A 10,387-nucleotide genomic window follows, 5' to 3' on the forward strand; every position below is an offset into this window, starting at 1 on the left:
CGGCGGCGGCCACGGCGGCCCCCGCGTCGTCGAGCATCGCGATGGCGCGACTGAGGCTGCGCTGCAGCTCCCGGTCGCCGCGCCCGAGCTGGGTCGCCAGCTCCCGCGCGAGCGCCGGCCGCTCCTCGTCCGGCACGAGCCCCGCCGCGGCGCGCCACGCCGCGCGTGCGACCTCGGGGTCGTCGTCGCGCAGCAGCTCGGGCGACACCGCGAGCCAGGCACGACGGTCGCCGATCTTCGACAGCGTGTGCAGGGCCTGGCTCCTGGCCTGCGCCACGGGTGACCGCAGCTCCGGCAGGAGACGGTCCACGGTCAGCTCGGCGTCGTGTCGGGTGAGTGCCCACGTGAGCATGTCGCGCACGAAGAAGTCGGGCTCCACCGCGCTCTGCTCGACGAGCACGTCGATGTAGCAGGGGTCCGGCGTGGTGCCGGCCGTGAGAGCGGCCTGCAGGCGCGCCGAGGACGCGGTCGACTGCAGGGCAGCGCGCAGTCGCGACGCCGGGTCGAGGGGATGCTGTTCGGTCATGGTTGCCTCCGCCGTCCATTCCACACCTTGTCACGATGACAGGGTCAAGCGCTGCCCGGTCGACGGCGCCCGCACGGCGTACCCTCGAGGCATGAGCAGAGCACTCCTCATCGTCGACGTCCAGAACGACTTCACGGAGGGTGGGGCGCTCGCGGTGGAGGGGGGAGACGCGGTCGCCGAGGCCGTCTCCGCCTTTCTCGCCGTGCACGCGGCCGACTACGACGTGATCGTCGCCTCCCGCGACTGGCACGATGCGGACGGCGACAACGGCGGACACTTCTCCGGCTCGCCCGACTTCGTCGACACGTGGCCGGCCCATTGCGTCGCGGGCACGGCGGGCGCGGACTACGACCCGCTGCTCGACACGACCGCGGTCACCCACCACGTCCGCAAGGGGCAGGGTGTGCCCGCCTATTCGCTGTTCGAGGGCATCACCGACGACGGCGACACCGCCGGGGCCGTGCTCTCGGCCGCCGGAGTCGTGTCGGCCGATGTCGTCGGCATCGCGACGGACCACTGCGTGCGCGCCTCCGCGCTGGATGCCATCGCGCACGGCGTGCGGGTCCGCGTCCTCACCGACCTGATCGCCGGGGTGGCCGCCCCCTCGAGCGAGGCTGCGCTGGCCGAGCTCGTGCACGCCGGCGCGGTGCTGGCCGAGAGCGGCGACGCGTGAGTCGCAGCGTGCTGCTGCTGCGCGCGGTCAACGTGAGCGGGCGCAACAGCGTGCCGATGGCGCGACTGCGCGAGGTGCTGGAGGAGCGGACGCAGCTCGCCGCCGTGTCGACCTACATCGCCAGCGGCAACATCCTCTGCGCGACGCCCGACGACCCCGGGGCGGCCCGCGCGACCGTGCGCCGCCTGATCGCGGAGGAGTTCGGCGTCGACACGCCCGTCATCCACCGCACGCACGCGGAGCTCGTGGCGACGGAGGCCGCGCAGCCGTTCCCCGACGGCGAGGCGAGGTACGTGCACGCGATGTTCCTGGAGGGGCCGCCCGCGCCGGGTGCGGTCGCGGCGCTCGAGCAGCGACTGGTGCCAGGGGAGCGGATCGCGCTGGTGGGTCAGGACCTGTGGATCGATTACGCCGAGGGCGGCGTGCACTCCACGAAGCTCACCACGAGCGTGCTCAACCGTGCCCTGGGGGTGGCCGGAACCGCCCGCAACCTGCGCACCACGCAGAAGCTCATCGACCTCACGGCCTGAGCGGGGCGGGGCGAGGGGGCCTCATCGCTGGTCGGCGTCGGCGGCGTCGGAGCCGTCGGGAGCTGCGGCGAGGGGGCGGCTGAGCGCGCGCGGCGGGAGGTGCGGATGCGCGACGACGTCGACCCGGCGCGTGCCGCAGTCGAGGCAGCGCACGTAGAGCACGACGCCCTCGCTGGTGGGGTGCCGCGACTCCACGAGCCAGGCGTGCTCGTGGCGGTCGACGGGCGGGACGAGAGGGACGGGAAGGGTGTCGGCGGCGGTCATGGGACCAGCGTGATGTAATGGTCTTATGCATCTCAACCCTTACGGCGAGTATGCCGTGCTGCTGGCCGCGTCGCTGGCCAACGACTGGCCGGCCGACCGGCAGGGCATCGAGGAGCGCACGCTCGCCCTCGGGATGACGCAGACCTTCCCGCCCGCCGACGGCGACCACGCCGCGGTGCGGGCGGTGATCGACGACTGGCTCGCCATCGTCGATGCGCCCGACCCCGACGAGCGCGCCGCCCTGCTCAACGCGCAGCTCGCCGCCGCCGGCGCCTATCCGCGACTCGTCGACCACGACGACGAGGGGTGGCACCTGCACTACCGCGACGACGTGCGGTCGTTGCCGTTCGTGCTGCGCGCGACCATCAACCTCGGCACCGCGCTGCACCTGGTCACGCGCGGCATGAACCGGCTTGGACGCTGCGAGGCCGCACCCTGCCGCAACGTGGTCGCCGATGTGACGCGCAACGGCCGCCAGCGGTTCTGCTCCGTGAGGTGCGCGAACCGGGCGGCCGTGCGGCGCCATCGGGCGCGCGTCGGGTGAGGGTCAGGCGGTCTGTCCCGCGTGCTTGCCCTCGCCGATCTCCTCGACCAGCTTCGCGTTGAAGGCGGGGAGGTCGTCGGGGGTGCGGCTGGAGACCAGGCCCTCGTCGACCACGACCTCCTCGTCCACCCAGCTCGCGCCCGCGTTGCGCAGGTCGGTCTTCAGGCTGGGGTAGCTCGTGAGGGTGCGGCCGTCGACCACGCCCGCCTCGATCAGGATCCAGGCGCCGTGGCAGATCACCCCGACCGGCTTGTGCTGCTCGAAGAAGGAGCGGGCGAGTGCGATGGACGCCTCGTCCATGCGCAGGTGGTCGGCGTTCACCACGCCGCCCGGGAGGACGAGCGCGTCGAACTGGTCGGCGGAGGCATCGGCCGCGGTCAGGTCGACCGCCTGCTCGTGTCCGTTCTTGCCCGTGATGGCGGCGCCGTCGGGGGCGATCATGGTCGCGCTCGCGCCCTCCGCGGTCACGGCCTCCCACGGGCTGGTCAGCTCGCTGTCCTCGAAGCCGTCGGTCGCCAGGAACGCCACGCGGTTTCCGCTGAGAGTCATCGTCTGTCCTTTCGCTGGGGGAGTCGCCCGGATCCGGGCGCACCATCACCCTCTCTCGTCGGCCAGGAGCGCGGACAGGGGGTGGCCAGGCGGCCGCGCGGATGATACGAGGGCGGGCTCACGCGAGGTCGCGCTGGAGGGGTATGAGCAGGCGATGCGAGACTCCCGAGCAGCGCGTAGGCGCCGAGCAGCGCGGCCCACACGACGGGCGCCACGAGCACGGAGGCGGCGAGGGGCATCTGCTCCGCGAGGGTCGGTGAGGAGCGTGAAGTCCATCAGGGCGGCCGTCGCACCCCCCGGGAGGTACGGGTACACGAGGTTCGCCCCCGGCACGCGCCTGTTAGATCGGGTGCTGCATCGCCGATCTGAAGCGATCGAAGATGCAGCACCCGCGTCCGGGTGACCCCGGCGCCCGATCCTGGCCGGGGTGCGCGCCAGGATCGCACCGCGTGGACTACGGCCGTGTCTGGGGCCTAGGGAGCCTTCGGCACACCTGCGTCAAGCCTGAGCACGCCCGCGCCGAGCTGCCCGCAGCTCGCGTGCAGGACCTCGGCCGCATCGCCGCCAGGCTGCAGCTCGCCGCGGACTTCCGCCCTACCAAGTGAGCGGCTGGCTAGGACATGCACCTTCGTCACCACCGACACGATCTGAACGCACCTGCACCCGAGGGACTGCGCGGAGCACGATGACCGATTCGCGGCCTCCGCGGAGGCCGGAGGGCGTTAGCATCGTGTCTATGGCACCCGTGACCGAACTCGAGATCCGGTCCGCAGTCCACGAAGCCGTTGTCCGCGACGGGCCCCTGCACGAGTTGGTAATTGACGAGTTCGTGATCGGTGAGCGGGGACGAATCGACATCGCAGTCATCGGCGATCATCTTTTCGGATACGAACTGAAGAGCGATCTAGACACCCTCACGCGTCTGCCACGACAGATGGATGTTTTCGGTGACGTGTTTGACTACTGCACGCTCGTGGTTACGTCGCGGCACCTGCCGAAAGCACGACAGGTGCTCAAACGTGGGTGGGGTCTCGCGGTCGTTGACCGCACATCCGAGGACACTCTCGTCTACCGTCAAGTGCGCCGCGCTCAACAGCGCCAGTCCCGGGATAACCTCGCGCTTGCGAGATTACTTTGGCGTGACGAAGCCCTCCGCGCGCTCGATGCGCTCGGAGCATCCGGTGGCTACCGGAGTCGGACGCGCGACGAACTGGCAGAGCGCCTCGCAGCAGTCACGGAGCGTGATCAGCTTCGAGCTATAGTGACGAGCGCGCTTACGGGTCGCCAAGGGTGGCGAGTCGCGAAAGAACCACATGAAGGTGTCGCGACGTCGCCTCACGGAGGTGTGTCGTCGCGTTTCCTGGCCCGGAGGTTTCTGTCGCAACGTCGCTGATCTGCTGATCTCCCGGGCTGAACGACGGCCCGGAGTAATAGGGGGCCGCAACGATCGCGCGAGCTAGTGCTCGATACTGCGCGGCAGGGTTCGCACGTTCCGTTCCGCGATGCACATACCAGTCTGTGTCCGACGCGTAACGGATGTTCGGGATCGGCGTGAATGCGGCTCCGCCGTACGTCGGTATCCCAACTGCGTAATCGCTGAACACGAGCGGAAGATTGACCGCCCGACGGACAGCTACGAACGCTGCTGCGTCGGTGCGTGGCAGCGCGACGACGGTTCCCCTCGGCACGACTTCGCCGACTGCTGCCGGGAACGCCGAGAAAGAGACAACAATGGAACGCCAGTCGGTATGCGGTAGCTCTCGGATCGCCTGGCCGACAACGGCAGCTCGGATCGTCGCAGAGCCGGTGAGGAGGCCGCCGTCCAGCACGAGATCGACGTCATCGGCGCTGAGTCCGAGATCTTCCAGAGTCGCCTCGATATCAGCGGCGCTATTGATCGTTTCGTCAACGAGCTCTTCGACATCGATTCGCAGGCTGACACCACGGCGGTCCGTAGCGGCGATACTAGCCAGCGCGGCTAGCGTGTTTGGCTCTTCCGTCGTGGTCAACACGGGGACCGCCGAAAAGTCCGCTCGCAGGTTGTCGTAGAGATCGGTCAGAGACGCCGCAAAGGCTGCATCGTCGACACCGTCCGCGTTCAGGATCTGGAGCCAGACGACGTGGTCCGGGTTGGGCCATGCTCGCGCTAGCAAATCCTTCGCCGTCGCCGGGTCGAGGAACTCGAACAGCGGTACGAGCTTGTCGGCTGGAGCGCCCGATATCGCGTCGAGCTCGGCTCGCTTTCCTTTGAGGATCGGGACGTAAGTATCCGCAGGCAAGGGTGCGTTGGGGGAGACCATAGAGCAGTATCCGCATGAATCGCTCGACGATGGGGAGCGACACGCGGCTCCTCAGGCTTTGAGGCTGATTCCCGAGGATGATTCTAAAGCCGCTTAGATCGCGGGTCGGACGAGTCGATCACAGGTTCTTTGAAATCAGGTAGGTCATACACGGCATCTGCTCCCATGTTGAGAAGCTCCCGCGCTACAACCTGATGAAGCGCATCGATTCGGAGGGTAAGGCGTTGAACTTGGTGCTCGCAAAGCCGCTTGAGCGTCGTCGCAGCTTCACGAGACAGCCGCGAAAGACTGGTATGGACCTCCCCGATCCGTGCGATTCCCTTCGCGCTCAACGGGTCCAACAGATCGGCAAAGACAGCACCGGTCTCGAAGCCATTGACGGCGTGCGCAATGAACTTGTTCCGCGTGTCCAGAAAGTACCCGTGAGCGGCGACATCGTTGGAATCCAGACCATCCGTGTCTGCCCGGGCGTGATGGCGCTTGCCAGACGAAAAGGCGCGTCCATACATGGTCACCGAGGAGATCCACAGGGCGTCGATCGCCGAAGGTGATATTTGGTCGCCCTCAAGGTCGCCATCTAGATAAAAGCCTAGGAACGCCGCTGCGAGCGCGAAATCTCGGCGCAGGCTCGCCAAGTCTCGGAGCTCGACGGTCGATGGGGTCGTTACGGTTATGCGGCGCATCCCGGCTGATAAGACAAGCGCGTCGGGCTTTGCGGGATACTGGCTCGCCATAGAACGAGAGTATCTGTAAGCGACAGGAGCCGGGCACGGAGTTTGCCCGACCCCAGCGCCTTCGCGGTACCCCGTAGCGCTCCGCTGTTGAGACGCTCGTTAGCGGCTGCGGCTAGCGCTGGATCTGAGTCAGGTCGACGTCCGCTGTTGCTCAAGAGCTGCTCCGCGCGGCAGGAACAGGGATGGCTTCGATGGCCAGCACGAGTCGAGGCTCGGCGACGGCATACCAGTGGCCTTGCCAGAGCTCACGGTCATCATCAATGTCCTCATACCGATCAACCGCCTTCCGTGCGAGGACCGCCTCGTCGTGGAAGAGGGTTGCCACTTCTCGTGCGGCATCTTGTGTCGCGGCTGACTTGGCATCGAGGCGACCCGCGTCGCGAGCGAGGCGTTCCCGTCGGGACGTGAACATCTGAGTGAGCGCAGCGCCACCGAGGGTGACGAGTCCAGATGCAAGCACCGTTGGCACTGTTCCGAATTCCACATCGACACCATATCGGCGGGCGGGCGGGATTCCGCCGGGACGCTCGACCAACGCGCGGCACTGCCAAGCGCGATCCCAGTGCCTGTGCGGTGGGCCCCGTGGGGCTCGAACCCACGACCCGCGGATTAAAAGTCCGATGCTCTGCCAACTGAGCTAGAGGCCCGTGCTCCCAGTCTAGGGCGCACGACGAAGGGCCGTCGGCGCACAGCTCGCCGACGGCCCTTTCACCTTCCCTGACTCCTCCCGATCAGAGAAGGCCGTGTGCCGGTCGGGTCGCCCGGCACCTCCCCGCGCTTACTGCGCCGGGGGCATCAGGACCGAGTCGATCAGGTACACGGTCGCGTTCGCGGTCTGCACGCCGCCGCAGATGACGTTGGCGTCGTTGACCATCCACTGGTCACCGCTGCCGGTCACCTCGAGGTCGGCGCCCTGCACGGTCGTGTGCATGCCGGCGATGTCGGCCGGCTCGATCTGGCCGGGCACCACGTGGTAGGTGAGGATCGACGTCAGCGTCGCGCTGTCGGTCTTCAGGGCCTCGATCGTGGCGGGGTCGATCTTCGCGAACGCGTCGTCGACCGGCGCGAACACGGTGAACTCGTCACCGTTGAGCGTGTCGACCAGGTTCACGTCGGGGTTGAGCTGGCCGCTCACCGCGGCCACCAGCGTGGTCAGCATCGGGTTGTTCGACGCGGCGACCGCGACCGGGTCCTGCGACATGCCCTGGATGGAACCGGCGCCGTCCGGGACCTCTTCGGCGTAGGCCGCGCAGCCCGGGCCCACGAGGTTCGCGGCGGGGTCCATCTCCATCGGCGTCGACTCCGACGTCTCGGGGGCCTTCGGCTCCGACGACTCCTCCGTCGTGCTGCCGCTGCCCATGGAACACGCGGAGAGCAGGAATGCGCTCGCCAGACCCAGGGTGACTGCTGCGGTGACCTTCTTCTTGGTGCTGAACATGTCGAGCTCCTTCGAAACTCCGGCCACGGCCTCTCCGTGGCGTTGACCGGTGTTCGGAACCGTCTCGGGATCGGATGGGACGAATTCGGAAAAAGTTCGCGAATCCTCCCTCGCGGGGTCCGATCCAATCCATTGGGCGGCCCGGAGCGAACAGAGCCTGACAGAAGCGAGGACCTCATGGACCTGATCATCATCGGCCTGCTCGGCGGGCTCATCACCGGCATCTCGCCGTGCATCCTGCCCGTGCTCCCGGTGATCTTCCTCACCGGCGGCGCGCAGTCGGCGGCCTACGACGGAGAGGCGGTGCCCGCCCGGCGCAGCCGCCCGTACTTCGTGATCGCGGGCCTCGTGCTCAGCTTCACGCTGGTGACGCTCGTGGGTTCGCTGATCCTGGGTCTGCTGAACCTGCCGCAGGACATCATCCGCTGGGTGGGCATCGCGGTGCTGGTCGTGATCGGCGTCGGCCTGATCGTGCCGCGGTTCCAGCACCTCCTGGAGCGGCCGTTCCAGCGCTTCGGGCAGCGTGAGGTGAAGAACCGGGGCAACGGCTTCGGTGTCGGGCTGGCTCTCGGCGCGGTGTTCGTGCCGTGCGCCGGACCGGTCCTCGCGGCGATCATCGTGGCGGGCTCGACCGGCCAGATCGGCGTGGGCACGGTGCTCCTCACGGTGTCGTTCGCGATCGGCGTGGCCGTCCCGCTGCTGGTGTTCGCGCTCGCGGGTCGCAGCGTGGTGGAGCGCATCCGCGCCTTCCGGTCGAAGGAGCGCGCACTGCGCATCGCCGCCGGCATCGCCATGATCGCACTCGCCGTGGGGCTCGTGTTCAACGTGCCGCAGGCGCTGCAGCGGCTCCTTCCCGACTACACGGCTCCGCTGCAGGAGCAGATCGCCGACTCCGAGCAGGTGCAGGACGCGCTGGACCTCGGTGGCCTGGTCAACGACGAGAACAAGGACCTCGACCAGTGCACGAACGGTGCGACCGAGCTCGAGTCGTGCGGCACTGCCCCGTCGATCAAGGGCATCCAGCAGTGGCTGAACACGCCCGACGGCGAGGCGATCGACCTGAAGGACCTCCGGGGGCAGGTCGTGCTGATCGACTTCTGGGCGTACTCGTGCATCAACTGCCAGCGGTCGATCCCGCACGTGGTGGCCTGGGACGAGGCGTACCGCGACGCCGGACTGCAGGTCATCGGGATCCACTCGCCGGAGTATGCGTTCGAGAAGGATCCGGGCAACGTCGCCGCGGGCGTGCGCGACTTCGGCATCGCGTATCCCGTCGCGCTCGACAACACCCTGTCGACCTGGACGAACTACCGCAACCGTTACTGGCCGGCGCACTACCTGATCGACGCGGACGGCACCGTGCGCCACATCTCCTTCGGCGAGGGCAACTACGCGGCGACCGAGTCGATGATCCGGGAGCTGCTGCAGGACGCGGATCCGGACGTGCAGCTGCCGCCGGCGACGGACGTGAAGGACGAGACGCCGGAGCTCGGCTCGACGACACGGGAGACCTTCCTCGGCTCGTCGAAGGACGTGAACTACGGCGGCGGGGACGAGTACCGCCGCGGTGAGGGCAGCTTCTCGTTCCCGAAGGACCAGCCCGACGACAGCTTCGCGCTGGACGGCGACTGGACGGTCGAGACGCAGTACGTGACCCCGACGAGCGACGACGGACGCATCCGCCTGGAGTATCGCGCGGGCGAGGTGCGGATGGTCGTGGCGGGCTCGGGTGAGGTCGTGGTGCGCGATCAGGACGGTGAGGAGCAGACCATCGCGATCGACGGGACGCCTCGCTCGTACGGCCTGGTCGAGCAGGGCGACATCGCGAAGGGAACGCTCACGCTTGAGGTCCCGGCCGGTGTCGAGGTCTATTCCTTCACATTCGGGTGACGTCTGCGCGGGAACGGGGAGGAGATACGGCATGCTTATGGAGATGGTCATCGACGGGATGGACGTCCCGGAGGACGGGGCAGCGCCGAAGGATGCCGTCGCCGACCTCCTCGTCCGCGTCGCGTCCGGTGATCAGGCTGCCTTCGCCGAGCTGTACGACTCCCTGTCCCCGCGGGTCTTCGGCCTCATCCTCCGCGTGCTGGTCAACCGCGCGCAGAGCGAGGAGGTGCTCCAGGAGGTGTTCCTGGAGATCTGGCAATCCGCTTCGCGGTTCGCTCCGAACAGAGGACAGGGACGAACCTGGGTGATGACCATCGCCCATCGACGGGCCGTCGACCGGGTGCGGGCATCGCAGTCGAGCGCCGACCGCGATGTGCGAGCCGGCTTCAAAGACCTCGGTGTCGCGCACGACAGTGTCGCGGAGCGGGTGGAGCTGGGCATCGAGGGAGAGCGGGTCGTCGCGGCGCTGTCAGGGCTTCCTGACGCGCAGCGGGAGGCGCTCGTCCTGGCCTACTACGGCGGTTACAGTCAGAACGAGATTTCGGCGCTCGTGGGGGCGCCGCTGGGGACGATCAAGACACGGATGAGAGACGGGCTGACCCGTCTCCGCACGGCGATGGGGGTGACGGCATGAACGAGAAGGACTTCGCGGAACTCGCGGCGGGTGCCGCGCTCCACGCGCTGTCCGCCGACGACGAGAACCGGTACCGCCGGGCACTCGTGGAGCATCCGGAGTGGGCGGCCGTGGCAGACGTCGACGCGGACAGCGTCGCGCTGCTGGGTGAGGGCGTGACGCCGGTCGCCCCGCCGCCCGGCGTTCGTGCGGCTCTGCTCGCCCAGATCGCCCGGACGCCGCAGGGCGACACTGCCCCGCACGACACCGACGCGCACGACACCGCGGGGCGCCCCCCCCGGGGTCGCGTCCGCCGGTGGCCCCGT

At 68.4% G+C, this 10,387-nt stretch carries 14 protein-coding genes, 1 tRNA gene and 1 pseudogene; 8 read left to right on the forward strand and 8 right to left on the reverse strand.

Going from position 1 to position 10,387, the window contains the following annotated elements; all coding sequences use genetic code 11:
* Positions 1–526: HEAT repeat domain-containing protein (locus DW299_RS07685; protein WP_205814350.1), on the reverse strand; the 526-nt coding region annotated here is incomplete at its 3' end.
* 91 nt (positions 527–617) lie between these two features.
* Between DW299_RS07685 and DW299_RS07690 the strand changes: the two genes are divergently transcribed.
* Together DW299_RS07690 and DW299_RS07695 are read left to right on the forward strand one after the other, a co-directional pair.
* Positions 618–1,199 (forward strand): isochorismatase family protein, encoded by a 582-nt coding sequence (locus tag DW299_RS07690; protein ID WP_136036242.1) that lies wholly within the window; start codon positions 618–620, stop codon positions 1,197–1,199.
* Positions 1,196–1,729, forward strand: coding sequence for a DUF1697 domain-containing protein (locus DW299_RS07695; protein ID WP_136036243.1), 534 nt, complete (start codon positions 1,196–1,198; stop codon positions 1,727–1,729). The genes DW299_RS07690 and DW299_RS07695 overlap by 4 nt, the downstream gene beginning before the upstream one ends.
* Before the next feature lie 21 nt (positions 1,730–1,750).
* Here the strand turns inward: DW299_RS07695 and DW299_RS07700 are convergent, their stop codons facing one another.
* Positions 1,751–1,993, reverse strand: a complete 243-nt coding sequence (locus DW299_RS07700) for a hypothetical protein (RefSeq protein WP_136036244.1) — start codon at positions 1,991–1,993, stop codon at positions 1,751–1,753.
* Between the two features lie 25 nt (positions 1,994–2,018).
* Here DW299_RS07700 and DW299_RS07705 point away from each other — a divergent pair, with 25 nt between their 5' ends.
* Positions 2,019–2,537, forward strand: coding sequence for a CGNR zinc finger domain-containing protein (locus DW299_RS07705; protein WP_136036245.1), 519 nt, complete (start codon positions 2,019–2,021; stop codon positions 2,535–2,537).
* A 3-nt stretch (positions 2,538–2,540) separates the two neighbouring features.
* Here the strand turns inward: DW299_RS07705 and DW299_RS07710 are convergent, their stop codons facing one another.
* Positions 2,541–3,086 carry a type 1 glutamine amidotransferase domain-containing protein gene (locus tag DW299_RS07710; protein ID WP_136031454.1) on the reverse strand — a complete coding sequence of 182 codons (546 nt, stop codon included), beginning with the start codon at positions 3,084–3,086 and terminating at the stop codon, positions 2,541–2,543.
* A gap of 449 nt (positions 3,087–3,535) precedes the next feature.
* Here DW299_RS07710 and DW299_RS18950 point away from each other — a divergent pair, with 449 nt between their 5' ends.
* Positions 3,536–3,691 (forward strand): hypothetical protein, encoded by a 156-nt coding sequence (locus tag DW299_RS18950; protein ID WP_168443094.1) that lies wholly within the window; start codon positions 3,536–3,538, stop codon positions 3,689–3,691.
* Positions 3,692–3,822: 131 nt separating this feature from the next.
* Entirely contained in the window at positions 3,823–4,479 is a 657-nt protein-coding gene (locus tag DW299_RS19700) for a sce7726 family protein (protein WP_168443095.1), read from the forward strand.
* Here the strand turns inward: DW299_RS19700 and DW299_RS07720 are convergent.
* From DW299_RS07720 to DW299_RS07735, 5 genes are all read right to left on the reverse strand, one after another.
* Positions 4,361–5,386 (reverse strand): beta family protein, encoded by a 1,026-nt coding sequence (locus DW299_RS07720; protein ID WP_136036247.1) that lies wholly within the window; start codon positions 5,384–5,386, stop codon positions 4,361–4,363. The genes DW299_RS19700 and DW299_RS07720 overlap by 119 nt on opposite strands.
* An 83-nt stretch (positions 5,387–5,469) precedes the next feature.
* Positions 5,470–6,120, reverse strand: coding sequence for a hypothetical protein (locus tag DW299_RS07725; protein WP_136036248.1), 651 nt, complete (start codon positions 6,118–6,120; stop codon positions 5,470–5,472).
* 151 nt (positions 6,121–6,271) lie between these two features.
* A complete protein-coding gene (locus tag DW299_RS18955) occupies positions 6,272–6,604 on the reverse strand; it encodes a hypothetical protein (protein WP_168443096.1) in 333 nt (110 codons plus the stop codon).
* A 90-nt stretch (positions 6,605–6,694) separates the two neighbouring features.
* Positions 6,695–6,767, reverse strand: a tRNA-Lys gene (locus DW299_RS07730).
* Between the two features lie 131 nt (positions 6,768–6,898).
* The gene (locus tag DW299_RS07735) at positions 6,899–7,558 is read right to left on the reverse strand and encodes a fasciclin domain-containing protein (protein WP_136031456.1); all 660 of its coding nucleotides are present in this window, start codon (positions 7,556–7,558) and stop codon (positions 6,899–6,901) included.
* Positions 7,559–7,735: 177 nt separating this feature from the next.
* Between DW299_RS07735 and DW299_RS07740 the strand changes: the two genes are divergently transcribed.
* From DW299_RS07740 to DW299_RS07750, 3 genes and pseudogenes are all read left to right on the forward strand, one after another.
* Positions 7,736–9,448, forward strand: coding sequence for a cytochrome c biogenesis protein DipZ (locus DW299_RS07740; RefSeq protein WP_136031458.1), 1,713 nt, complete (start codon positions 7,736–7,738; stop codon positions 9,446–9,448).
* A 31-nt stretch (positions 9,449–9,479) separates the two neighbouring features.
* Entirely contained in the window at positions 9,480–10,082 is a 603-nt protein-coding gene (gene sigK, locus DW299_RS07745; RefSeq protein WP_205812597.1) for an ECF RNA polymerase sigma factor SigK, read from the forward strand.
* Positions 10,079–10,387: pseudogene (locus tag DW299_RS07750) on the forward strand (anti-sigma factor); the annotation flags it as partial. The gene sigK and the pseudogene DW299_RS07750, both read left to right, overlap by 4 nt.

It is taken from the genome of Microbacterium sp. K35, from assembly GCF_004794375.1.
Lineage (GTDB): Bacteria > Actinomycetota > Actinomycetes > Actinomycetales > Microbacteriaceae > Microbacterium > Microbacterium sufflavum.

What these genes read in the sequence shown, in the direction of transcription:
- DW299_RS07710 (WP_136031454.1), bottom strand. Translation starts at nt 3,086, where the DNA reads ATGACTCTCAGCGGAAACCGCGTGGCGTTCCTGGCGACCGACGGCTTC.
- DW299_RS07700 (WP_136036244.1), bottom strand. Translation starts at nt 1,993, where the DNA reads ATGACCGCCGCCGACACCCTTCCCGTCCCTCTCGTCCCGCCCGTCGAC.
- sigK (WP_205812597.1), top strand. Translation starts at nt 9,480, where the DNA reads ATGCTTATGGAGATGGTCATCGACGGGATGGACGTCCCGGAGGACGGG.
- DW299_RS07705 (WP_136036245.1), top strand. Translation starts at nt 2,019, where the DNA reads ATGCATCTCAACCCTTACGGCGAGTATGCCGTGCTGCTGGCCGCGTCG.
- DW299_RS19700 (WP_168443095.1), top strand. Translation starts at nt 3,823, where the DNA reads ATGGCACCCGTGACCGAACTCGAGATCCGGTCCGCAGTCCACGAAGCC.
- DW299_RS07725 (WP_136036248.1), bottom strand. Translation starts at nt 6,120, where the DNA reads ATGGCGAGCCAGTATCCCGCAAAGCCCGACGCGCTTGTCTTATCAGCC.
- DW299_RS07735 (WP_136031456.1), bottom strand. Translation starts at nt 7,558, where the DNA reads ATGTTCAGCACCAAGAAGAAGGTCACCGCAGCAGTCACCCTGGGTCTG.
- DW299_RS07720 (WP_136036247.1), bottom strand. Translation starts at nt 5,386, where the DNA reads ATGGTCTCCCCCAACGCACCCTTGCCTGCGGATACTTACGTCCCGATC.
- DW299_RS07740 (WP_136031458.1), top strand. Translation starts at nt 7,736, where the DNA reads ATGGACCTGATCATCATCGGCCTGCTCGGCGGGCTCATCACCGGCATC.
- DW299_RS07690 (WP_136036242.1), top strand. Translation starts at nt 618, where the DNA reads ATGAGCAGAGCACTCCTCATCGTCGACGTCCAGAACGACTTCACGGAG.